20 protein-coding genes are annotated in these 24718 nt (G+C 54.7%); 10 read left to right on the plus strand and 10 right to left on the minus strand.

Translation table 11 applies throughout. The features are described from left to right. Positions 1-173: 173 nt before the first annotated feature. The 3 genes from gyrB to dnaA form a co-directional block, all read right to left on the minus strand. A complete protein-coding gene (gyrB, locus tag QN359_RS15940) occupies positions 174-2678 on the minus strand; it encodes a DNA topoisomerase (ATP-hydrolyzing) subunit B (protein WP_322250169.1) in 2505 nt (834 codons plus the stop codon). A gap of 157 nt (positions 2679-2835) precedes the next feature. Further along, positions 2836-3942 (minus strand): DNA polymerase III subunit beta, encoded by a 1107-nt coding sequence (gene dnaN / locus QN359_RS15945; RefSeq protein WP_322250168.1) that lies wholly within the window; start codon positions 3940-3942, stop codon positions 2836-2838. A 121-nt stretch (positions 3943-4063) separates the two neighbouring features. Then, the gene (dnaA, locus tag QN359_RS15950; RefSeq protein ID WP_322250167.1) at positions 4064-5455 is read right to left on the minus strand and encodes a chromosomal replication initiator protein DnaA; all 1392 of its coding nucleotides are present in this window, start codon (positions 5453-5455) and stop codon (positions 4064-4066) included. 598 nt (positions 5456-6053) lie between these two features. On the opposite strand from dnaA, the gene rpmH reads away from it, so the two are divergent. From rpmH to mnmE, 5 genes are all read left to right on the plus strand, one after another. Next, on the plus strand, positions 6054-6188 hold the full coding sequence (gene rpmH / locus QN359_RS15955; RefSeq protein WP_061535510.1) for a 50S ribosomal protein L34: 135 nt from the start codon (positions 6054-6056) through the stop codon (positions 6186-6188). Between the two features lie 39 nt (positions 6189-6227). Further along, a complete protein-coding gene (gene rnpA / locus QN359_RS15960; RefSeq protein WP_322250166.1) occupies positions 6228-6638 on the plus strand; it encodes a ribonuclease P protein component in 411 nt (136 codons plus the stop codon). A 1-nt stretch (position 6639) separates the two neighbouring features. Further along, positions 6640-6939, plus strand: coding sequence for a membrane protein insertion efficiency factor YidD (yidD, locus tag QN359_RS15965; protein ID WP_322250165.1), 300 nt, complete (start codon positions 6640-6642; stop codon positions 6937-6939). A gap of 8 nt (positions 6940-6947) precedes the next feature. Beyond that, a complete protein-coding gene (gene yidC / locus QN359_RS15970) occupies positions 6948-8687 on the plus strand; it encodes a membrane protein insertase YidC (RefSeq protein ID WP_322250164.1) in 1740 nt (579 codons plus the stop codon). A 142-nt stretch (positions 8688-8829) separates the two neighbouring features. After that, positions 8830-10242, plus strand: a complete 1413-nt coding sequence (mnmE, locus tag QN359_RS15975) for a tRNA uridine-5-carboxymethylaminomethyl(34) synthesis GTPase MnmE (protein WP_322250163.1) — start codon at positions 8830-8832, stop codon at positions 10240-10242. 188 nt (positions 10243-10430) lie between these two features. Here the strand turns inward: mnmE and QN359_RS15980 are convergent, their stop codons facing one another. Together QN359_RS15980 and QN359_RS15985 are read right to left on the minus strand one after the other, a co-directional pair. Beyond that, complete coding sequence (locus QN359_RS15980) at positions 10431-10610, minus strand: type II toxin-antitoxin system RelE/ParE family toxin (RefSeq protein ID WP_322250162.1); 180 nt, start codon at positions 10608-10610, stop codon at positions 10431-10433. Then, a complete protein-coding gene (locus QN359_RS15985; protein ID WP_322250161.1) occupies positions 10607-10894 on the minus strand; it encodes a hypothetical protein in 288 nt (95 codons plus the stop codon). Before QN359_RS15985 ends, QN359_RS15980 begins: the two co-directional genes overlap by 4 nt. A gap of 760 nt (positions 10895-11654) precedes the next feature. On the opposite strand from QN359_RS15985, the gene QN359_RS15990 reads away from it, so the two are divergent. The 3 genes from QN359_RS15990 to QN359_RS16000 all read left to right on the plus strand — a co-directional run bounded on the left by QN359_RS15990 (position 11655) and on the right by QN359_RS16000 (position 15582). Further along, entirely contained in the window at positions 11655-13667 is a 2013-nt protein-coding gene (locus QN359_RS15990; RefSeq protein ID WP_322250160.1) for a glycoside hydrolase family 28 protein, read from the plus strand. Positions 13668-13861: 194 nt separating this feature from the next. After that, a complete protein-coding gene (locus QN359_RS15995) occupies positions 13862-14659 on the plus strand; it encodes a class II glutamine amidotransferase (protein ID WP_322250159.1) in 798 nt (265 codons plus the stop codon). Next, the gene (locus tag QN359_RS16000) at positions 14656-15582 is read left to right on the plus strand and encodes a LysR family transcriptional regulator (RefSeq protein WP_322250158.1); all 927 of its coding nucleotides are present in this window, start codon (positions 14656-14658) and stop codon (positions 15580-15582) included. The genes QN359_RS15995 and QN359_RS16000 overlap by 4 nt, the downstream gene beginning before the upstream one ends. A 53-nt stretch (positions 15583-15635) precedes the next feature. Here the strand turns inward: QN359_RS16000 and QN359_RS16005 are convergent, their stop codons facing one another. The 5 genes from QN359_RS16005 to QN359_RS16025 all read right to left on the minus strand — a co-directional run bounded on the left by QN359_RS16005 (position 15636) and on the right by QN359_RS16025 (position 21845). Next, complete coding sequence (locus QN359_RS16005) at positions 15636-16781, minus strand: BMP family ABC transporter substrate-binding protein (protein ID WP_322250157.1); 1146 nt, start codon at positions 16779-16781, stop codon at positions 15636-15638. 57 nt (positions 16782-16838) lie between these two features. Then, positions 16839-17750, minus strand: a complete 912-nt coding sequence (locus tag QN359_RS16010; protein ID WP_322250156.1) for an ABC transporter permease — start codon at positions 17748-17750, stop codon at positions 16839-16841. 2 nt (positions 17751-17752) lie between these two features. Continuing rightward, positions 17753-18820, minus strand: a complete 1068-nt coding sequence (locus QN359_RS16015; protein ID WP_322250155.1) for an ABC transporter permease — start codon at positions 18818-18820, stop codon at positions 17753-17755. Beyond that, on the minus strand, positions 18813-20348 hold the full coding sequence (locus QN359_RS16020) for an ABC transporter ATP-binding protein (protein WP_322250154.1): 1536 nt from the start codon (positions 20346-20348) through the stop codon (positions 18813-18815). Before QN359_RS16020 ends, QN359_RS16015 begins: the two co-directional genes overlap by 8 nt. A gap of 228 nt (positions 20349-20576) precedes the next feature. After that, the gene (locus QN359_RS16025; RefSeq protein WP_322250153.1) at positions 20577-21845 is read right to left on the minus strand and encodes a glycerate kinase; all 1269 of its coding nucleotides are present in this window, start codon (positions 21843-21845) and stop codon (positions 20577-20579) included. Positions 21846-21971: 126 nt separating this feature from the next. On the opposite strand from QN359_RS16025, the gene QN359_RS16030 reads away from it, so the two are divergent. Together QN359_RS16030 and QN359_RS16035 are read left to right on the plus strand one after the other, a co-directional pair. Then, on the plus strand, positions 21972-23114 hold the full coding sequence (locus tag QN359_RS16030; protein WP_323493338.1) for a serine hydrolase domain-containing protein: 1143 nt from the start codon (positions 21972-21974) through the stop codon (positions 23112-23114). 85 nt (positions 23115-23199) lie between these two features. Continuing rightward, positions 23200-24606 (plus strand): metallophosphoesterase, encoded by a 1407-nt coding sequence (locus QN359_RS16035; RefSeq protein ID WP_322251045.1) that lies wholly within the window; start codon positions 23200-23202, stop codon positions 24604-24606. Positions 24607-24718 lie beyond the last annotated feature (112 nt).

Here is a 24718-nt window from a genome sequence, read left to right on the forward strand (position 1 = left end):
GACGAAGGTTAACAGCATGCCGTAACGTTTACAACCACTAAATAAAAATGCCGTTCAGTCTTAACTGAACGGCATTAGCCATCCACGGCGGTATTTTCAGTTATTTTCGGAAGAAGATTTCTTTACTCAGAGGAGAATTTTTTCATCTGCTTTGCGAACCTACAGCAAGCCCATCACACATCAATATTCCCCGCCCGCAACGCATTCGATTCAATGAAGGCACGGCGCGGTTCGACATCGTCACCCATCAAGGTGGTGAAAATCTGATCCGCCGCGATGGCGTCTTCGATCTGTACCTTCAGCAAGCGGCGCACGGTTGGGTCCATGGTGGTTTCCCATAATTGCATCGGGTTCATTTCGCCCAAACCTTTGTAGCGCTGTTTCGAGACGCCGCGTTCGGCCTCGTCGCGTAACCACAGCATGGCGTGGTGGAAGTCTTGCACGGCGATTTCTTTCATCCGTTCGCCTTCACCACGGCGCATGAACGCGCCGGCGCCGAGTAAGCCCTTGAAGGTCGCGGCGGCATTGGCCAGCACTTTATAATCGGTGGCTTCGACAAAATCGGCTTCGATGCTGGTGACCTTGATGTTACCGTGATGCAGACGCTCGATGCGTAAGCTCAGCTTGCCGGTCAATTCATCGCTGCAGACGATGGCTTTGACGGCGGCGTCGTTGATGGTGGCCGTCAGTGCCTGGGCCGATTGTTCGGCATCTTCCGGCGTGTCGAGCTTGAGCGTGACACCGGTCATGATGGCAGTGAGGGCGGCGCGATCGATCATGCGTGTCAAACGCGTCATGATGGCGTTGGCGAGGTTGTATTGACGAACCAGTTCGGCCAGCGCTTCGCCGTTGATCGGGTCGGCACCGGTGGCGGGAATCAGGGCGGCACCGGTGAGTGCCACGGTCATCATGTAGCTGGCTTCTTCGGCATCGTCTTTGAGGTAGCGTTCATCGCGGCCGGCTTTGACTTTGTACAGCGGTGGCTGGGCGATGTAGATGTGGCCGCGCTCAACCAGTTGTGGCATTTGACGATAGAACAGGGTCAGCAGCAGGGTACGGATGTGGGCACCATCGACGTCGGCATCGGTCATGATGATGATGCGGTGGTAGCGCAGTTTGTCGGCATTGAATTCGTCTGGGCCGATGCTGGTGCCGAGCGTGGCGATGAGGGTGGTGATCTGTTCGCTCGAGAGCATTTTTTCAAAGCGCGCTTTTTCGACATTGAGCACTTTACCGCGCAATGGCAAAATCGCTTGGAACTTACGGTCACGGCCTTGCTTGGCCGAGCCGCCCGCGGAATCCCCTTCGACGATGTAGAGTTCGCACAGGGCCGGATCTTTTTCCTGGCAATCAGCCAGTTTTGAGGACAAGCCCAGGCCATCCATGACGCCTTTGCGGCGCGTCAGTTCGCGCGCCTTGCGGGCGGCTTCGCGTGCGCGTGAGGCTTCAACGATTTTGCCGCAAATAATTTTGGCGTCGTTTGGTCTTTCAGCGAGGAAGTCGGTCAGGGTTTTGGCGACGATTTCTTCCACCGGGCCGCGCACTTCCGACGACACCAGCTTGTCTTTGGTTTGCGAACTGAATTTCGGTTCCGGTACTTTTACCGACAGCACGCAGGTCAAGCCTTCGCGCATATCGTCGCCAGTCACTTCGACCTTGGCTTTTTTGGCGTATTCGTGTTCTTCTATGTATTTGTTGATGACGCGTGTCATCGCTGCGCGCAAGCCGGTCAAATGGCTGCCGCCGTCGCGTTGCGGAATATTATTGGTAAAGCACAGCACTTGCTCGTTATACGCATCGTTCCATTGCATCGACACATCGACACTGATATTCGTGCCTTGGTCCGACATGCGCTCGCCAGTGGCTTGAAAAATCGTCGGATGCAGCACGGTTTTGGCTTTGTTGATGTATTCGACGAAGCCACGCGTGCCGCCTTCGAAGGCGAACATTTCTTCTTTGCCGCTGCGGTGGTCAGTCAGCTTGATGCGCACGCCATTGTTGAGGAAAGATAATTCGCGGATGCGCTTGGCCAAAATTTCATAATGAAATTCGACGTGCGTGAAAATTTCTTCATCGGCCCAGAAATGCACTTCGGTGCCACGCTTGTCGGTGTCACCGATGACTTTGATCGGCGAGCACAGAATGCCGTCGACGGTTTCGATTACACGATCCTGCGGCACGCCGCGCACGAATTCCATGGTGTGGACTTTGCCGTCGCGACGTACCGTCAGTTTCAGCAGTTTTGAGAGGCCATTGACGCAGGAAACGCCGACGCCATGTAAACCGCCCGAGACTTTGTAAGAATTTTGATCGAACTTGCCGCCGGCATGCAGTTCGGTCATGACGATTTCGGCGGCGCTGCGTTTCGGTTCGTGTTTGTCATCCCATTTGATGCCGGTCGGAATGCCGCGACCGTTATCGGTGATGGAGATCGAATTGTCGCTATGAATGGCGACATTGATTTCGGTACAGTGTCCGGCTAAGGATTCATCGATGGAGTTATCGAGTACTTCAAAAACCAGATGGTGCAGACCGGTGCCGTCCGATGTGTCGCCAATGTACATGCCGGGGCGCTTGCGCACCGCTTCCAAACCTTCCAGAATCTGGATCGAGGATGCGCCGTACTGATTCGAACTGGCGGCTTGGGCCTGCGTATTGTCTTGGGTGTGATCGGACATGGCTACCTTCTATGATATTTACTGCGTATTCAGGGGTGGTATCACCAAACGCCGATGGGCGTTCGGTCGGGCCGCGCGGAGCCAGGCAGGGGGCCTTGGTCCGGCTGCCCGTGCCGATTCCAGGGTACAGAATCGGCGCGGTAAGCGAGCGCGGCGACTAGATTCGCATCGGCATGACGACGTATTTAAAGTCGGCATTTTCAGGAATCGTGATCAGCGCCGAGGAATTCGAGTCGCCCAACGAAATCGTGACCTGCTCGCATTTCAGGTTGTTCAATACGTCGAGCAAATAGCTGACGTTAAAGCCGATGTCGACATTGTCGCCACCGTAATCGATTTCAATTTCTTCCAGTGCTTCTTCTTGGTCGGCATTGGTCGAGAGAATTTGCATGCTGCCCGGGGTGATCACGCAGCGTACACCCTTGAACTTGTCCGAGGTCATGATGGCGGCGCGTTGCAAGGAGCGCAGCAATTGTTCGCGGCCCAGCGTGAAACCGTTTTTGTAACCCTTGGGGATGACGCGGTTGAAATCGGGGAACTTGCCTTCTACCAGTTTGGAAATCAGTTCGATGTCGGCAAACGTCAGTTTCACCTGATTGTTGGCGATGTCGATTTGTACCGGCTCGTCTTTGTCTTCGAGCAGACGTTGCAGCTCGATGATGGTTTTGCGCGGGATGATTACTTCGTGGCGTGGGAATTCTTGCTCGACTTCGACTTGGCAATAAGCCAGGCGATGGCCGTCGGTGGCGACAGCGATGATGTTTCGGCCGTCGACTACCAGCAGCAAACCGTTGAGGTAATAACGGATGTCTTGCTGGGCCATCGAGAAATGCACCATGTTAAACAGGTGCTTGAGAGTTTTTTGCGGCAGATTGACGCTGGCATTGAAATGCTCGGCTTCGGCGACGGTAGGAAATTCTTCGGCGGCCAGCGTTTGCAGCGAGAAGCGTGATTTACCCGACTGCACGCTCATGCGTTTGTTGTCGAGCTTGAGCACGACATCGTTGTCATCTGGCAGAGCGCGTAAAATATCGAGCAGCTTGCGTGCCGCGACCGTGGTGGCGACGACTTCGCCGCCCGAACCGATGGCAGCCTTGGTGGTGATCTGTACTTCGATGTCGGTCGACAGGAAGGACACTTGTTCACCGTCTTTGCGTATGAGGATATTGGCCAAAATCGGCAATGTGTGCCGACGCTCGACAATACCACTCACAATTTGCAAAGGCCGGAGCAGCGTGTCCCGGTGGGTTTTAACCAATTGCATTTGACTATCCTCGCTGATGTTGATAAGTGAACCTGATGGCGGGCGGATCGCCCCTTACTGCTACTCTCTGCCACAACTGCTGCCGCGCACCTTGCGATGCACGGCTTACAACAATAAAGCCTCAACCTTTGAGGGTCTGCTCCAACACGTGCAGCTCATGGTTGCATTCCGGGTTTTTGCCGCGGTCTGCCGTGATCTTGCGGACCGCATGCAAGACCGTGGTGTGATCGCGGCCGCCGAACAGTTCACCGATTTCCGGCAAGCTCTTCTGCGTCAGTTCTTTGGCCAGATACATGGCGATCTGGCGCGGTCTGGCGATATTGGCCGGACGTTTTTTCGAATACATGTCGGCGACTTTGATATTGAAAAAGTCGGCTACGGTTTTTTGGATATTCTCGACTGAAATTTGGCGGTTTTGTACCGACAATAAATCTTTCAAAGCTTCCTTGACCACATCGATGGTAATTTCTTTGCCGTGAAAACGCGAGTACGCGAGAATTTTACGCAACGCGCCTTCGAGCTCGCGCACGTTCGAGCGCAGATGCTTGGCCACGAAAAACGCCACATCGTCGGAAAAGTGTACGCCTTCGGAAGTGGCTTTCTTGAGCAGAATCGCTACCCGCATTTCCAGTTCCGGTGGTTCGATGGCCACCGTTAAGCCGGAATCAAAACGCGAAATCAAGCGGTCATCCATGCCCGTAATTTCTTTCGGGTAGGTATCGCTGGTGATGATGATTTGTTTTTTGGCGGCGATCAGCGCTTCAAATGCATAGAAAAACTCTTCTTGCGTGCGGCTTTTACCACCAAAAAATTGGATATCATCGATCAGCAAGAGATCAAGCGAGTGGTAATAACGCTTGAATTCATCGAAGCCCTTACGTTGATACGCCGTCACCACATCGCGCACATATTGTTCGGCGTGGATGTAGCGGATCTTAGCATTGGGATTATCGACCAAGATTTGATTGCCGATCGCATGGATCAAATGCGTCTTGCCCAAGCCGACGCCGCCGTACAAAAACAGCGGGTTATATGACACGCCCGGGTTATTGGCGACTTGAATCGCCGCCGCGCGAGCCAATTGATTGGCTTTACCCGTGACGAAGCTGTCGAACGTCAGTTCGACATTGATGCGGCTTAAATCGCGCCGCGGCGCGGCTTCCGGTGCGGCCGCTTCATGCATGATTTCGACCTGACCAAGGGCCGGGCCGGCTTCGCCATCGAGCCGGCGTGGACTGGCCGGGACGCTGGCCGGGGCAGGTTTTTTATTGTCGCGCGGATCGAGTACGAACAGTACTTCGACATCTTCATCCCAATACTGGTTGGCCAATTCGGAAATGCGATTGGCAAACTGGGCTTTCACCCAATCGAGCTTGAAACGATTCGGCGCAGCGATGCGCAGCTTGCCTTCAGTGAAGTCCAGCGGTACGAGCGACTTGATCCATGCGCTGTATTGTTGCGGTGGAAGCTCTTGCTCAAGTTGGGACGAACAGGCTTGCCAGAAATTTTCCATGTATGACTTTAAATTATTAAATGCAAACGCGCGACGCCGCATTGTTCGGCGCTTGGTACGGATTCCGGCCAGCGCAATCGTGTATTGCTGCCAAGCTTGCTATTGTGTCTGTGCACAAGTAAAGACGAATCGACGACGGTTTAAAATTTGCTTTAAACCTTAGTACGCGGTACCGCGCTAATCCTCTATTTTAACCGCGACTGCAATAGTTATCCACAGCCTTGGAATTAAATTTATTGTTTGCCTTCAGCCAGGCTGCGAATTCGGTATTTGGCTAATTTTTCCCCTAAGTGATTGACAGCCTAGGTAAGAATGGTGTCTAATTCAGGGTTCCCTACCCTATTTTATTGGATGGTGTCTTATTTGTGTTGTTTGAAGCGTTGATACTTGGATGAAAATTCAAGTGGTTTCGGCTCTTTAAGCGAGGTAAGCAAGGCAGCAAGCGATGAGCAGCGGTTTTGGGGCAGTAAAGGTGAAAAGCCTGTTGTAAATGAAAGAATTGTTGCGCAGACAGTAATAAGTTCAGTGTGACAGTTCCTTGGCGCAAGCCTTTACCCGTAATTCCGATTTTTTTTATTGCTCAAATAGCGAGACCAACATGAAACGTACTTACCAACCTTCCGTCGTTCGCCGTAAGCGTACCCACGGTTTCCGTGCACGTATGGCAACCCGCGGTGGCCGCGCTGTGCTCAACGCTCGCCGTGCCAAAGGCCGTAAACGCCTGGCAGCTTGATTTTAAATTTTGGTCTGCAACAGCTTTGGCTGTATGCGTATGATCAATAATTTAACTGACACAGCTCAGGCAGATGCAGGCGGTGCAGATTTTGCCCGTGCTCGACGCATCGTTAAAACGGATGAATTTTCATCCGTTTTTCGTTTGCGCCCGGTGCACAAAACGCCGCATTTTGCGCTGTATGCCCGTATCAACGAACTGCCGCATGCACGGTTGGGGGTAGTTGCAGCCAAGCGCTTTGCGCCGCGGGCCGTGACGCGCAATACCATCAAGCGTGTGACGCGTGAGATTTTTCGTTGCATGGGATTGAAAAATGTTGACTGCATCGTCAGGTTATCGCGTCCGGTTAATACCAAAGCGGGGCCGGCTACGAATGCCAGCCTTAAACGTGCCTTACGGACCGAGATACTGCGTCTGTTCGACACGCCGGCTTGCCAGCGGGTACCCTGAGATGCGTGGCCTGCTACTACTGTTGCTAAGGTTTTACAAGCTTGCCATCAGTCCTATGCTTGGGCAGAACTGCCGTTTTTATCCCAGCTGTTCTGAGTATGCGGCCGCGGCCATCAGCGTGCACGGGGCCGCCAAGGGTACGTATTTAGCCGGCAAACGCTTATGTAAATGTCATCCTTGGCATCCGGGCGGCATTGATATGGTGCCACCGGCTGATGAAAAATCAGCGATCGTCCCCACTTCCGACCAGTGCAAGCACGAATATCGTGGTCACACCGGTCATTCTTCACACCTTTCCTGACATACAAAATGGATATCAAACGTACCGTCCTGTGGGTTATCTTCGCCATGTCGCTCTTGCTGCTTTGGGATAACTGGATGCGCCATAACGGCAAGTCTTCGATGTTTTTCCCACAAACTGCAAGTCAGCAAGCTAAAACCGCAGCGCCTGCCACTGGCACGCCAGCTGTATCGCCAGCCGGTACCGCGGCCGTCGCGTCTGTGCCGGGCGGTGACACCGCCACGGCTGCCAGCAGCGAACGCATTACTATCACCACGGATGTCATCAAGGTCGATATTGATACGCGCGGCGGCGAAGTACGGCGTTTGGAATTGTTGAAATATAAAGACCATCCTAAGCCTGAGCATTTTTACGATCCTTTCCTCGAAGCAGTAGGCTTGCGTGCAAAAACCGCCAGCGACCGGAATGTGGTGCTCTTCGATGAAACTGCCCAACGTACTTATCTGGCGCAGACTGGTTTGGCCAACCCGGCTTATCCTAACCACAAGTCGCTGTTCGTTGCCCAAGCGGGCAAGCGCAGCCTCGATGGTGATGACAGCGTACAACTGGTGCTGGTGTCGGAACAAGGCGGCGTACAACTGACCAAAACTTTCACGTTCAAGAAGGGTGATTACGCCGTTGGCATCAAGCATACGGTCACTAACCACACTGGCGCGGCGATTTCTCCTTTGTTGTATCTGCAGTTGATACACGACGGCACCAAGCCTGAGGGTGGCTCGATGTTTACCGGCCCGAGCGAGTTTTATGCCCCGGCCGTGTATACCGATGCAGAAAAATTCCAAAAACTCGACTTTGAAAAAATTCACAAAGCCGAGCAGGAAACCCCGGGCAGCAGTAATAACAGCCATGCCAAAAATGCCGATAACGGTTGGGTCGCAGTGATTCAGCATTTCTTTGTCTCGGCCTTGATCCCGCAAGACAAAGGCGCGCGTGAATTCCGTACCGAAAAAGTGCGCGATAATATTTTCTCGGTCAGCACCTTGCTGCAACTTGGCAGCATCGCTCCGGGCACCAGCAAAGACTCGTTGGCGACCTTGTATTCGGGTCCGCAATCGACTGTCTTGTTGGAAAAAATCGCGCCAGGTTTGGAATTGGTCAAGGATTACGGTATTTTGGCCATTATCGCTAAACCGCTGTTCTGGCTCATGGACATGATTCACGGTTTGATCGGTAACTGGGGCTGGACCATCGTGGTCTTTACCATTGCGATCAAATTGGCGCTGTTTCCTTTGTCGGCGGCCGGTTATCGCAGTATGGCCAAGATGAAAGTAGTCACGCCGAAAATGCAGGCCGTGCGCGAGCGTTTCAAAAACGATCCGCAAAAAATGAATCAAGCGATGATGGAATTGTATAAAACCGAGAAGATCAATCCACTCGGCGGCTGCTTCCCTATCCTGATTCAAATGCCGATTTTCCTCTCGCTGTACTGGGTGCTGCAAGCCAGTGTGGAAATGCGCGGCGCGCCGTGGATGGGTTGGATCACTGATCTGACTTCGCCTGATCCGCTGTTCATCTTGCCGGTGATTTATGCCATCTCGATGTTCATCACTACCAAGCTTAATCCGGCACCGGCTGATCCTATGCAAGCCAAGATGATGATGTTCATGCCACTGGCGTTTTCAGTGATGTTCTTCTTCTTCCCATCCGGTTTGGTGCTGTACTGGGTCGTCAATAATATTTTGTCGATTGCCCAGCAATGGGTCATCAACAATAAGTTGATTCCGCCTGAGCACAAAGCCAAGGCTTAAGCGCTTTAGCCGCAAAAAAAGCCCGCTTCGCGGGCTTTTTTTATGTGGTATTTTTAATACGGCAAGCAGCATAATTCTGCCACTACACAGTCAGTACACAGCTATCATTTCAAGATGAAAGCGCCAACATGAAAGCGCCACTATGATTCACGATACCCTGCCCATCGTCGCCATCGCCACCGCCCCCGGACGCGGCGGCATCGGGGTGGTACGCATTTCCGGCAAACAGCTGGGCCCCTTGCTGACTACCTTGTTCGGTGCGCAGACACTCAAGCCGCGCCATGCCAGCTATCTGCCATTCACGCAGGCCGACGGCAGCATCATCGATCAAGGTCTTGCTCTGTTTTTCGCCGGACCGCATTCTTACACCGGCGAAGATGTTTTGGAGCTGCAAGGTCATGGCGGCCCGGTGGTGATGCAGATGCTGCTGACGCGCTGTCTCGAAGCCGGTCAAGCGATCGGGCTGCGTCTGGCCGCGCCCGGTGAATTCACGGAACGCGCGTTTCTTAACGATAAACTCGATTTGGCGCAGGCCGAAGCGGTCGCCGACTTGATCGAAGCCTCAACCGAAGCGGCGGCAAAATCGGCTTCGCAATCCCTGTCGGGGGCGTTTTCCAAGGTGATCAATACCTTGGTCGAGCAAGTGGTGCATTTGCGTATGCTGGTCGAAGCGACGCTCGATTTTCCTGAAGAGGAAATCGATTTCCTCGAAAAATCGAACGCGCGCGCCCAGCTCAGTCAGATCCAGCTGGCACTGCAAAAAGTGTTTGAGCAAGCGGCCCAAGGCGCTTTGCTGCGCGCCGGTCTCAATGTGGTGTTGGCCGGCCAGCCGAATGTCGGTAAATCCTCTTTGCTCAATGCTTTGGCCGGCGATGACATCGCCATCGTTACACCGATCGCCGGCACCACACGCGACAAGGTGACCGAAACCATCCATATCGAAGGCATCCCGCTCAACATCATCGATACCGCCGGCATCCGCCACGACGACGATGACGATTTCGAGCAGCAGGGCGGCATCGTCAACCATATCGATACGGTCGAGCGCATCGGTATCGAACGCACCTGGGCCGAAGTCGACAAAGCCGATGTGATCTTACATTTGCTCGATGCCGGCCGTGGCCCCACCCGGGCCGACGAAGCCATCGTCGCGCGTTTTCCCGAAGGCGTGCCGGTAATCCGCATTTGGAACAAGATCGATTTGTCCGGTCACCATAGCGCGGTCGACCAGATGAGCGACGCCACGCATATTTATTTATCGGCGCAAGAACATCTGGGTATCGATTTGCTACGCGCCGAATTGCTGCGCATTGCAGGTTGGGAGCAAACCGGTGAATCGCTGTACTTGGCACGCGAACGTCATCTGATCGCCTTGAAACACGCGCACGAACATTTACAAAGCGCCGCTGAATTCGCCGCGCAAAATGATCAATCGCTCGATTTGTTTGCCGAGGAATTAAGGCTTACGCAAGACCGGCTCAATAGTATTACCGGGGAATTCAGTTCCGATGATTTGCTGGGCGTTATATTTTCGCGGTTTTGTATTGGAAAATAACAGCTCTGCCAAAGCAGAGCAGCGCAGCGTGCTGGAGATATGAATCGCGCTGGACCGTATGGCCTTCGCCCCGAACTGACTTAATATGAACTTGACGGCCATTGTCTGGCAACATGCAACACGCGCAGCACTCGCACCAGATCGCCGGCGTTATCGTAAATAAGTATGTAATTTTTATGAACTACCAGTTAGCGGGTACCCGCTACACGGCCAAGCCGACCCAAGCTTGGATGATTCACCAAACGGCCAGCTTTTTCTGTAAACAGTTCATCGAGGGCCAAGGCGGCGGCCGGATTGTCGGCCTCAATGTAATCATAGATGTCTTCGCGGTCTTGGGTCGCCTCGCGCGTCCAAAACAGTTTCATCATTTGACGATGGTTTCCAGCCGGCGGCGCGTAGCTGCCCGTTTAGCCGCGAACTTGGCTTCGACTTCAGCCGCTGGAAGCAAGTTGCCAGCATTGGCTGAGTCCAAACCGATTTGCACTTGATGGCGAAACCAGATGTCATGTTCGGCTGCTTTCTGCTGCTTGACGAAGTCGCGCATGAAGTCGCGCAGTAGCTGGGCAGCAGTGCGGTCACGATTCTTTGCGGCCGTGCTGAATTGATCTTTCAGGTCCTCATCGACCCGGAAGGTGAAAGTTGCTTCGCTCATGGTCTTCGCTTTCATGTGTTACACCGTACTGATATCGTAGCACAGGGAGGCAGATTTGCCGGTGCTCTGAATCATTGTTCAATAAGCAAAAGTTGGGAGGAAACCGACAAATCGCAGTACTTGGCACGCGAACCTCATTTGATCGCCTTGAAACACGTTAAGACCACGTGCAAAGCGCCGTTGAATTCGCCACGCCAAATGAGCATCGCTCGATTTGTTTGCCGAGGACTTAAGGCTTACACTTGCGCAGCTGGAAGCAAGTTGCCAGCATCGGCCGAGTCCAAACCAATGTGCACTTTCAGCCCGAAATAGCATTGCTTGCCTTGGTTCGCCGGACGCATTTGGGGCGGACCAGCACGGTTTTTTGTAGCAGGCAAGGGTATGATAGCTTGTCTGATATCTTCAGGTGATTTTGCTTGTCAACGAGGATTTTTGTTGCGGGCATACGAATAGATTCAAGTAAAAAAACTAACAGTATCGTCTGGTGCTATCTCATCCTCGCCCGAGAAGCTGAGAAGCTGCGCATATTCATCGATCTGTTCAGGTATGGGATTAATTCACCACTTTTCACATTATGTTGTATGATAACTGTTAACTACGATGTGTCGATACATCGCAGTTTTCAAAAAAAATTAGTGACGCCAGGGCGATACGGATTCAATCCGCGTTTCCCTGGCCCGCGCCGGACAGATGGTTAAACCAAAGCCACCCGACGAGTCAATGCACTGATTACCCTTAAAAAAATACAGGAGAACACAAGATGAGCAAAGCGCCATTTAAGCACCAACTTTCAGCCAGCCAGCTGCAGCAACAAGAGCGCGCACTAGCTTTGCCTAAGCGTCGGCAGTTCCTTGGCGTCGCCGGTTCGTCCTTGGGCTTGGCCATGTTTGGCGGCTTGAGTGCTTGCGGGGGCAGCAGCGACAGTAGCGACAGCAGCGTGGTGAGCGCCGACCCCATCTGGGGACCTTTCGGTGCGGTAGATAAGATCGTCACCGCATTGAAGGGCGTCTCACAGGCTGGGTTCAGGGCCGCCGACTATCAGGTAACGGCCTATGGTGCCGCAGTGTGCGCCGTCGTGGCTCAGGCTAACCCCTATTCAACATCGGCGTTGAGCACCAACGCCGACAAAACGCCGGCGCTGGGTTCCTTCGACTCGCGACCAGCGTTTCTCGCCGCCATCGATGCTTGCAATAAGGCCGGCGGCGGACGGGTCGTGGTACCCTCCGGCGACTGGTATTGTGCCGGACCGATCGTATTGCAAAGTAACGTCAACTTCCACTTGAGTGCCAACTGCACGATTTATTTCAGCAACAATCCAGCAGACTATGCCAAGGATGGCCCGATTGACTGTGGTGTCAACGGCAAGCTCTATACCAGCCGGTGGCAGTCCGACAGTTGCATCAACTTCGGCTCGCCGATCTACGCGATCAACCAGACCAACATCGCGCTCACGGGCGAAAGCCCGCAGACATCGATCCTTAATGCGCAGTCGATGAAGCCGTTCGCCGGCAGCGGCGATACCGCCACCTGCTGGTGGACGTACAAAGGAAACAAGAGCTCGTATGGTGTCAATGCCGCGGGGACTACGCCTTCCTGCGCGACCAATAACGCGCTCAATCTTGATTTGAAGATCGTCAAGCCGAGCATCGATGCCGCTCTGTACGCGCTGCTGACCAACCCCATCACCCCATGGCAGCAGGATCAGAATTATCTGCCGGCGCTGTCAGAAGCCGGCGTACCAGTGAGCCAGCGCATTTTTGGCTTGGGTCATTACCTGCGTCCGTGTATGGTCGAATTCATCGACTGCACCAACGTCCTGATGGAAAACTACCAGACCAACAATACGCCGTTCTGGCAAATGCACCCGGTTCACTGCACGAATGTGGTGATTCGTAACGTTCTGGTCGACAGCATCGGCCCGAACAACGACGGTTTCGACCCGGAAGCGTGTACGACGGTGTTGTGCGAAGGAATGACCTTCAATACCGGTGACGATTGCATCGCAATCAAGTCCGGCAAGAATCTCGATACGCAATATGGCCCGGCCCAAGACCATGTGATCCAGAATTGCACGATGAACAGCGGCCACGGTGGAATTACGCTGGGCAGCGAAATGGGTGCCGGGATTCAGAATATCTACGCCCGCAACCTGACGATGCAAAACGTCAACTACAAGACTGACTCCTTGAACATCGCCATACGCATCAAAACCAACATGAATCGCGGCGGCTACGTCAAGAATTTCTATGTCGACAATGTCTCGCTGCCCAACGGCGTGAATCTGAAGGGGGCGGGCTATGGCACCGCCATGCTGCCTGGCAGCCCGATCTCATTGAGCGCTCCTTTAGGCGTGGCTACCGCGGCGGCATCCAATCCCTCCGCTTCGCAGGGTGGCATCATTACTTTCGATTGCGATTACCAGCCGTCCAAGGACGCCATCAGAACACGCGCGCCGTTAGTGCAGAACATCAACATTTCAAATGTGATCGTTGGCAACATTACCTCGGGTAGCTTGACGGGATCCTGCTTCCAGGCGATCGTCGCGCAAGGTCCCGTGGCGTTTGACTACAACGGCGCACTGCCGGTACCGACGGTTTACCCAATCAGCGGTGTGACCATTTCCAACTGTAATTTTGGTACACCGACTGCCGCCGGGCCTGCCAGTGCCACCGTTCCCGGCCCTATCTATGCCTACAACGTGAACGGCATCACTCTGAAGAACGTGCTCATTGCTGGCAAGGCTTACGACACGGTTGTCACCGACATTCGCTGACGACCGTGCCAGACCAGAAGCTGCCGGACTTGATGGGCGGAAGAATTGTTTATTCAGCCGAGAGTTGCTCAATTCCGGCCGTCTTCTGGTTTTTTTTTAGGGGATCTGCGCGCGGTGTTGGGATGCCTCAAACAAACGAGCAAAATCCCTTCTTCCTATGGTAAGGTAGTTGATCGATTTCATCCATTCGCATCATGTGTCAATTACTCGCAATGAATTGTAATACCCCAACGGACATTGTGTTCAGTTTCACCGGCTTCGCTACCCGTGGTGGCTTGACGGATGAACACAAAGACGGTTGGGGTATCGCCTTTTTCGAAGGCAGTGGCGTGCGCCATTTCGTCGATCATCGGCCGGCGATCAGTTCGCCTGTGGCTGAATTGATCAAGCGTTACCCGATCGAGTCGAAAAATGTGATCGCGCATATACGCAAAGCGACCCAAGGCGAGGTGGTGCTGGAAAATTGCCATCCGTTTGTGCGCGAATGCTGGGGCCGCTACTGGGTGTTTGCCCATAACGGTGACTTGAAAGATTTTCATCCGGTTTTGGATGGCAGTTTTCATCCGGTTGGCAGTACTGACAGTGAACGGGCTTTTTGCTATATTTTGCAGCAAATGCGCGCGCAATTCGGCGATCAATTGCCTGATCTGGCAGCGCAAACTGATTTTTTGCGTCGCATTACCGGCGAAATTGCCGCCTACGGTACCTTCAACATGATGCTTTCGAACGGCAATGCGATGTTTGCTCATTGTTCGACCAAATTGTTTTACATCATTCGTCAGCATCCGTTTAGCACCGCCAATTTGTCGGATGAACAAGTGCTGGTCGATTTCGCCCAAGTCACGACGCCGAATGACAAGGTGGCCGTGATCGTGACGCAGGCCTTGACCATCGATGAACAATGGACGCAATTTTCTGCCGGCGATTTGAAAGTGTTTGTCGACGGTGACCTGGTTTGCGATACTGCCGTCGCGGCCATGGCAGTGACATGAGTACTCGGCTGCTCGATCAGCTCGATACCAATTTGCTGCGCGTCTTGCATACCTTGCTGAGCGAACGCAGCGTGACGCGCACGGCCATGAAATTGGGTCAGTCGCAGCCCTCCATCAGTAATATGCTCAAGCGCTTGCGTGAGATCACCGGCGACGCGATATTGGTACGCGGAAAAAATGGCATGACGCCGACCGCGCGCGGCGAAGAATTGCTGGGCTTGGCGCGCCAGGCGCTGCAATTGTTGGAGCGCATCGCCAGTCCGGCACCGGAATTTGTCGCGGCCAGCACACAGCGGGTATTTCATCTCGGCGCGCCCGATTATCTGAGTGCCTTGCTACTGCCCTTGGTGGTGGAAAAAGTGCGCGAACAAGCGCCGCAAGCCGGCTTGGTCGTGCATGCCTTGAATGCCGGCTTTGATTATGCCGCGGCGCTGGAATCGGGGGAACTCGACTGCGTGATCGGGAACTGGCCTGATTTGCCACAGCATTTGCATATCGCACAATTATTTGAAGATGACATCGTGTGTATGGTCAATCGCCGTCATCCGGTGCTCAGCAAGGGTTTGTCGCTCAAATACTATCTCGAGATGGCGCATTTGGCACCGACGCCCTACATGGCCGGTCATCGCAGCATCATCGACAGCGCCTTGGCTGAGCAGGGTTTGAAACGACGGATACAAATGACGATACCGTATTTCGGCATGCTGGCGCACATTTTGGCTAAGACCGATCTGGTGTTTACCACCAGCCGCAGCTTTGCCATGCAATGTGCGCGCGATAATCCCATCGAGGTGTTGGCGATGCCGATAGCCATGCCGAAAATGAAATTCTTCATGCTCTGGCATGAACGGGTGCATGCGGCGGCCGATGTGCAGTGGCTGCGTCGCATCATTGCCGAGGCGGCGGCCATCGTCTGCCACTGAAACGGCAAAAAAAACGCCCGGACGGTGCCGGGCGTTTTTTGCTGACCGAGAAATTAGCCCGGTACTTTGCCTTCCACACCTTCGACGTAGAATTTAATTTCATGTAAGAACTTGTCGTCGGCCACCACGTCTTTGCCCAGCACTTCTTTACCGGTATTGTCTTTGATCGGACCTTTCCAGATTGGTGCCGTACCATCAATCACGCCTTGGCGTTTGTCGGCGATGAGCTTTTTCACTTCTTCCGACAGCGAGCCGTTGAAGGCTTTCAGGTCGATCATGTTTTCCTTCAAACCCCACCAAGTCGATTCCGATTTCCAAGTGCCAGCCATCGCGGCATCGATACGCGAAATATAGTAACCGCTCCAATCGATGGTCGAGGCCGCCACATGGGCTTTCGGACCGAACTTGCTCATGTCGCTGTCCCAACCGAAGGCCATCACGCCTTTTTCTTCGGCAGTTTGCACCACGGCGGCGGAGTCGGTATTTTGCATCAGCACGTCGACACCTTGGCCGACCAAGGTGATGGCAGCTTCACGTTCTTTGCCCGGATCGAACCATTTATTTACCCAGACGACTTTAGTAGTGGCTTTCGGATTGACGCTGCGTGCGCCGAGTTCAAACGAGTTGATATTGCGCAGTACTTCAGGAATCGGTACCGAAGCGACGATGCCGAGCTTGCCTGATTTGCTCAATTTGCCGGCGGCGACACCAGCCAGATACGCGCCTTCATAGGTGCGTACATCGTATTGGGCCAGATTGGCAGCGGTTTTGTAGCCGGTTGCATGTTCGAATTTTACGTCAGGGAAATCTTTCGCTACTTTCAGCATCGCTTCCATATAGCCAAAGGTAGTACCGAAGATGACTTTGTTACCTTGCGTAGCCAGATCACGAATTACGCGTTCGGCATCGGCGGCGCTTTCCGGGACATTTTCAACAAAGGTGGTTTTGACTTTATCACCAAATTTGGCTTCCACCAATTTACGTGCTGCATCATGGGCATAAGTCCAACCGGCGTCGCCAACTGGGCCGACATAGATGAAACCGACTTTGAGCGGCTCGACCGTAGCGGTTGCCGTGCTGGCAGCGGCGGCAGGGGCCGCGCTGTCCGGTTTGGCTTCTTCTTTTTTACCGCAAGCGGCAAGACTGAGCAGGGCCAGCGAGAGCGCTGCTACCAGGGTTTTTCGACGGGAAATTTTCATAATCAGCTTCCTTTTGTGAACGAACAAATTTCAAAAACAGCGGGCCGGCATGTATCCTTAAGGACGGAAGGGCTTGCCCAGCGACGCCGGCATGTTCAGGCGTATCCAATCCGGATTGCGTGAAATCAGCACCAGCACGACGATGGTGGCCAGATACGGCAACATCGACAAAATTTGCGATGGAATCGCAATACCGATGGCTTGGAAATAAAACTGCAAGATCGTGACGCTGCCGAACAGTAAAGCACCCAGCAAGACGCGTGCCGGGCGCCATGTGGCAAAGGTGGTCAGTGCCAACGCGATCCAACCGCGGCCAGCTACCAAGCCTTCCACCCACATCGGCGTGTAGACGATGGACAGATAAGCACCGGCGATGCCGCAGCACGCACCACTGAAGAGCAGGGCGGCATAGCGGATCTTGCGCACCGGATAGCCGAGTGCATGAGCCGATTCGGGCGATTCACCGATCGCCCGCAAGACCAGCCCGGCGCGGCTGCGGTATAAAAACCAGGCGATGCCGGCGCACAGTAGCAGGCTGAAATAGACGGCGCTATGCTGGTCAAACAGGGCTTTACCGAAGAAGGGCAAGTCTTGCAGATAGGGAATGCCATGCTTTCCTGCCGGCAAGGATTGCCCGACGAAGGCTTGGCCGATGAAGGCCGACAGACCGGCACCGAAGATGGACAGGGCCAGTCCGGTGGCGACTTGATTGGTGGCCAGTACCAGGGTCAGCCAGGCGAACAGGCTGGCCATCAGCATGCCGGATACGGCACCGGCCAGAAAGCCGAGTGCCGGCACATGGCTTTGATGGGCCACGGCGAAGCCGACGATGGCGGCCACCAGCATCATGCCTTCGGCACCAAGATTGAGCACGCCTGCACGTTCATTGATCAGTAAGCCCAACGCGGCGATCAGTAAGGGGGTGCCGGAATTGATCGAGGCGGCGATGAGGGCAGCAAAATTTTCCATACTCAGTTCTTCCAGCGCAGGCGGTAATTGATCAAGGTGTCGCAAGCGAGCAGCAGAAACAGCAGCATGCCTTGAAACAGACCGGTGATCGCCGATGGTAAGCCTAGCCGCGATTGCGCCAGCTCACCACCGAGATAAAACAGCGACAAAACCAGCCCGCCGAACAGCGTGCCGATAGGGTTGAGGCGGCCGATGAAGGCGACGATGATGGCGGCAAAGCCGTAACCGGGTGAAATCGAGGGCAAAACTTGGCCGATTGGACCTGCCACCTCGAAGGCCCCGGCCAAACCGGCAAAGCCGCCGGAAATGAGCAGGGAAGTCCAGAGTGCTTTGCGGCTGGAAAAACCGGCATAGCGCGCCGCCAACGGTGCCATACCGCCGACGGTGAGGCGAAAGCCGGCAAAGCTGCGGTAGATGAACACCGTCATCAGTAAGGTGGCGACGAGCATGACGACAAAGCCGATATGCAAGCGCGTGCCGGAAAATAAATGCGGCAGCAAGTATTCGCTGGAAAACACTTTCGATTGTGGGAAATTCATGCCGTTCGGGTCTTTCAAGGGCCCGTTGACTGCATACATCAGCAACAATTGAGCGATATAGGTCAGCATCAGTGACACCAGAATTTCATTGGCATGAAAACGGTCACGCAAAAACGCCGTGATCGCAGCCCAAGCAGCACCACCGACGATGCCGGCGATGCAAGCGAGCAGCAGTACCAAGCCGCCGGCTAAGACAGGGTTGTCATGGTCGAAGGCAACGATACAAGCCCCGGCGGCCAAACCACCGATCACGAGTTGTCCTTCGGCACCGATATTCCACACATTGGCGCGGTAACAGACCGACAGACCGAGCGCGCACAGCACCAGCGGTGTGGCTTTGAGCAAGAGTTCGGCAATCGCGGTGGTATTGCGCAGCGGTTCAAGCAAGAATACTTGCAGTCCGACCAGCGGATTCTTACCCAGCGCCAGAAACACCAAGCCGCCGAACAATATCGTCAGGATTAAGGCCAGCACCGGTGAGGCGTAGGCCATCGTGCGCGAGGAGCTCGCGCGTAATTCCAGCTTAAGCATGGGCTACCTCCGCAGCAAGGGTGCTGCCATCGTCATGCCATAATCCACTCATCCATAATCCTATTTGTTCGCGGCTGGCAGCCGCTGTGTTGATTGAAGGCGAGAGCCGTCCTTTGGCGATCACATGCAGGCGGTCGCATAATTCAAATAATTCATCGAGTTCTTCGGAAATCACCAGAATTGCGCAACCAGCCAAGCGCAGTTGCCGAATTTCGGCATGTATCTGGGCCGCCGCACCGACGTCGACACCCCAAGTCGGTTGAGCGACGATGAATACGCTGGGGGCACGCATGATTTCACGGCCGACAATGAATTTTTGTAAATTTCCGCCCGACAAGCTGCGCGCCGGTGCCGCCGGCCCCGATGCCTTGACGCGAAAACGTTGGATGATATCGGCCGCAGCTTTGATGGTGTGGGGGAAATTGATCATGCCGCGGCGCACGAACGGTGCTTGCTGCTGCGACAGCAGCATATTCTCGGTCAGACTCAATTCCGGTACCGCACCGCGTCCCAGCCGCTCTTCCGGCACCAGACTTTGACCGAGCGCGCGGCGTGCATGCGGGCCGAGCTGGCCGACTGCTTGCTCGTGCAAACGGATCGTGGCTGGTGCGCAACGCCGGTCTTCGCCGGACAAGGCGGCCAGCAATTCTTGTTGGCCATTGCCGGAAACCCCGGCGATGCCGACGATTTCTCCGGCACGTAAGGCTAGTTCTATCGATGCCAGTGCGGTGGCAAATGCATGGGCTTTCGGCAGCGTCAATTGGCTCAGTTGCAAGCGCACGGCACCCGGCGTCACCGCGCTTGGCGCGGCTGGCAGCGGCAAACTCTCACCTATCATCAGACGCGACAGGCTGGCGGCAGTTTCTGCCGCGGGGTCGCAATGTGCGGTCACTTTGCCCATACGCATGACTGTTGCGGAATGGCAGAGTTCACGAATTTCATCAAGTTTATGGCTGATGTACAAGATGCTGCAGCCTTCGGCGGCGATTTGTCGCAAGGTCACGAAGAGCTTTTGTACCGCTTGCGGCGTGAGCACTGAAGTCGGTTCATCGAGGATCAGTAATTGTGGTCGCGTGAGCAAGGCACGCACGATTTCCACGCGCTGCCGTTCGCCTACCGAAAGCGTGTGAACATGGCGCTGTGGTTCGAGCTCCAAGCCGTAGGTGGCACCGGTGAGGCGAATTTGTTCGGCCAATTCGCTCATATTGATGCCGGGTGCCAAACCGAGTGCAATGTTTTCGGTCACGGTCAAGGTGTCGAACAGCGAGAAATGCTGGAACACCATGGCGATGCCGAGTGCGCGCGCATGCTGTGGCGTGGCAATTTTTACTTCCTTCCCGTTCCATACTATGCGTCCGGCGTCTGGTTGTACGGCACCGAAGATAATCTTCATCAAGGTCGATTTGCCGGCACCGTTCTCACCGAGTACCGCATGAATTTCACCGGGAGCAACACGCAGATCGATATGATCATTCGCGATTACGGCGGGATAGCTTTTACAGATGCCTGTCAGCTCTAAGCGCGGCAAAATGGGTGAAACAAAAGAAGTCACATATACCTTTTTTAGCAAGGATGTAAAGCATCAACACAAGGGGGAACTTTGAGCGGCCGAGCGCAGCAAGTAGCCCACAGCGGCCACCATGCTGCGCAAAAAAACAGCAATGACAATTCAGCTTAGGAAGATTGCATGCCATTAGCATCATCGAACCCATATGTTGGGTATTGAGCCTACATTATAAGTGCCACAGTGGCCTATTCACAAAATCAAAATTGCTCTGAAATCATTGACGTTAGTGCGAGTAGGGCCGCTGATCAATAAATCACCTAAAGCCTCGAAGCAACTGTAGGCATCGTTGTTTTCCAACATCAATTTCGGCGACAACTGCAGCAGTGCGGCGCGCTGCTCGAAATCGGGGCTGTAAATGGCACCGGCATTATCTTCCGAACCGTCGATGCCATCGGTGTCACAAGCGATGGCATAAATGTTCGGATGGGCTTTGAGCGCGAGCGCCAAACTGAGTAAAAACTCCGCGTTGCGGCCACCGCGGCCATTGCCACGCACGGTCACGGTCGTTTCTCCGCCTGACAGCAACACGCAGGGACGCGTAAACGGTTGATCTTGCAAAGCCACCCGGCGTGCCAGCGCCGCATGCATGAGCCCGATGTCGCGCGCTTCTCCTTCCATGCCATCCGACAAAATATGGGCGGTCATACCGGCCGCCTGTGCGGTTGCCGCTGCCGCTGCAAGTGCTTGGTCGGCCGTGGCGATGATGATATGTTGGTGATTGGCAAAACGCACATCGTCAGTAGACGGCGTTTCGCCGCGTCCCGAGCTCAGATGCGCGCGGATGGCTGGTTCGATGGCGATCTGATATTTTTCCAAGATCGCCAAAGCCTGTGCGCAAGTGCTGTCGTCGCCCAAGGTCGGGCCGCTGGCGATGATGGCGGGGTCGTCGCCAGGCACATCGGAAATCATCAAGGTGAGCACGCGCGCCGCGCCGCAGGCCAGCGCGAGCCGACCACCCTTGATAGCCGATAAATGCTTACGAACACAATTCATTTCACCGATGGCGGCACCGCTTCTGAGCAATGCTTTATTGATCGCTTGTTTTTGTGTCAGCGTGATGCCGGCCGCCGGCAAGGCCAGCAAGGCCGAGCCCCCACCCGAAATCAGACACAGCACGAGGTCATCGGCCGTCAGATTGTCTACCATGGCGAGCATGCGTAGGGCCGCTTGTTGCCCGGCTTCATCTGGCACCGGGTGCGCCGCTTCGATTACTTCGATGCGACGGCATGGTGCACCGTGGCCATAACGGGTGACCACCAAGCCCGACAGGGGGGCATCCCAATGTTGCTCAACACTTAAGGCCATGGCGGCCGCGGCTTTGCCGGCACCGATTACAATAGTGCGACCATGTGCCGGCGGTGCCGGCAAATAGGCCGGCAGGCATTTTTCAGCGCTGACTGCGGCGACGGCGCTATGATAGAGTGAAGTCAACAATGTACGTGGCGAGGAGGTCGGCATAGTCGGCAGTTTCAGTAACGGTAAATTTTTTAAACATAAAACAGTACTGTTATCAGTACTGACATTTTTTTCCAGCAAATGATCATAAACGAAATGGGCTACGACTTCGCTGAAGTAAATTCATCGATGCAAAAATACGTCGACCGCGACATCCTCGCCGGCGTCTCCGGTGCTTTACTGGTCGGGCGCGATTTGGTGTATCAGCACTGCAGCGGCTGGGCCGATAAAGAACAGGCGATTCCCTTGCGCGAGGATCATTTGTTTCGGGTGTTTTCGAATACCAAACTGATTACCTCGATAGCGATTTTGCTGCTGATGGAAGATGGCAAGTTGCAGCTCGATGACAGACTGGAACAGTATCTGCCGCAGATGGCGCAGCGGCGCGTGCTTTTGCCTGGCGCCACGTCGCTCGATCAGACCGAAGCGGCGCGCTCCGCCATCAGCTTGCGGCAATGTTTGAATCACACCTCCGGACTCGCTTACGGCTTACTCGATCACGGCAGCTTGCTGTATCGCGCTTACAACGAGGCCAAGGTGCTCAATGCCTTTACCAGTCTGGCCGAGATGGTCGATGCGCTGGCCGCGCTGCCGCTGAGTTTTCATCCCGGGCAAGCATGGGAATACTCGATCGCCAGTGATGTCCTGGCGCGCGTGGTTGAAGTTGTCAGCGGCGAGCGTTTCGACGACTTTATCGGCAGGCGTATTTTTGTACCCTTGCAGATGCATGACAGTGGCTTTCATGTGCCGCCCGAGCAAGTGCACCGCCTGACTGCCTATTATGCCGGTGTCGATGTCAGCAATGTGCTCGCGCGCGGCTTGCGCCGGCTTGAACGCTCGCCGTATCCGGGGGCCTTCACCATGCCGGTGGCGCGCCTTTCCGGTGGCGGTGGCTTGGTCTCCAGTTTGCCCGACATGCTGGCGCTGCTACGCAGTTTTATGCCAGGTGGCACGACCTTGCTGCGGCCGCAAACCATCGCCTTGATGATGGAGAACCATTTGCCTGCTGGCATGGGATTGAGTTTTCCCGGCATCGGTGCGGTACCGGGCAAGGGCTTCGGGCTAGGCGGCGCCGTCACGCTGGCACCATCGAGCATCGATCCGCCGACGGCGCACGGTGAATTCGAATGGGGTGGTATTGCCGGAACGCATTGGTGGATTTCACCGCGCCACAATATTGCCGGTATCTTGATGACGCAGCGCTTGATGAGTTTTTGGCACCCGTTTTCCTTCGAGTTCAAACGTCATGCCTATGCGGCGCTGGGCGTATGATCAGGGTCCTATCATGCTGTTGTCATCTGCATCGCTTAGTATGGCGGACTATTTGTTGTTGTGACCTTATCAGGAGACACCCGTGATGAAATTATCTGTGCTCATGTCTGTGAGCAGTTTACTGCTGTTGAGCGCCTGTACAGGCATACGCGCGCCCGACCAAGATGCCGAGCTCAAAGCGCGTTGGGTGGTGCTCGGTGAAAACGGGCAAGCCATCGCCCGTGCCATTACCAGCGCTGCTTCCTGCCCTGCCTTGGTGCAAGATGGTGTGGTGCTGCCGATGACAGTACGCGCCGCCGCTGCCACCGAAGCGCAGCGTAAAACTGCCAGCAAGAGCGAGATCTCGAAACCATCGGCGTTTCCAGTGCTGACCTGTGAAGCCGTGATCGCGGCTGGCACCAAACAAGCGCGCATCGGTTCACAAACGCTGGCTCTGCCGCCGGCCGCGATAGAAAAAATTGTCGTGATCGGTGACAGCGGTTGCCGTCTCAAGGCAGCCGACAATTACTATCAACCTTGTAATGACAGTGAAAAATGGGCGTTCCGTTCCATGATCGCTAAAGCTGCACAGTTCAAACCCGATCTGGTGGTCCACGTCGGCGATTATCATTATCGTGAAAATCCTTGCCCGGATGATCATCCTGAGTGTGCCGGCAGCCCTTGGGGTTATGGCTGGGATACTTGGCATGCCGATTTCTTCGATCCGGCCGCGGCCTTGCTCAAAACCGCGCCATGGGTGATGGTGCGTGGCAATCATGAATCGTGTGCGCGTGCTGGCCAAGGCTGGTGGCGCCTGCTCGACCCGCGGCCCTTGCAAGCGGGCCGTGATTGCAATCTTGAAAGCAATGATTTACGCGGCGATTACAGCGCCCCGTATGCGGTACCACTCGGTCGCGTCGGTGGCGAGTTGGCGCAAATCATCGTGTTCGACAGCGCCAAGGTGCCGAACAAAGCCCTCGCGCTGGACGACCCAGCCTATCCGATTTACCGCGAGCAAATTCAAACCGTCGACCGTTTAGCCGGCACGGCTGACTTCAATTTATTCATCGAGCATCATCCGGTGTTGGGCTTGGCGGTAGAAAAGAAACGCAGCGGCGGTTTGGATGTGAAACCAGGCAATGCGGCACTGCAGGCGCTGTTGCAAGAAGTTCATCCGCAACGCTTGTTTGCTGCCAATATTCACGCCACCATTGCCGGCCATGTGCATTTGTTCGAAGCCCTGACTTTTGCCACCGACCATCCGACCCAATTTGTCAGTGGCAATGGCGGTTCTTCGCTCGATACGCCAGTACCGCAACCGCTGGCGGCCGATGTCACGCCGTTTGCCGGCGCTAAAGTTGCCCATTTCAGCAATTCTAACGAAGTCGGCTTCATGACGATGGAACGCTATGTTGATCATTGGCAAGTGCGGGCCTGGAACCTGCAGGGTAAAGTGCTGCGCACTTGCCGCATGACGGCCAAGCAAACCGATTGCGATGCGACGACGCCGTAAAGCATACGCTGTGAAAAAAGCGGCAGCCTTGGGCTTAATGCCGTTCAGTTAAGACTGAACGGCATTTTTATTTAGTGGTTGTAAACGTTACGGCATGCTGTTAACCTTCGTC

It is taken from the genome of Undibacterium sp. 5I2 (genome assembly GCF_035019605.1).
Lineage (GTDB): Bacteria > Pseudomonadota > Gammaproteobacteria > Burkholderiales > Burkholderiaceae_D > Undibacterium.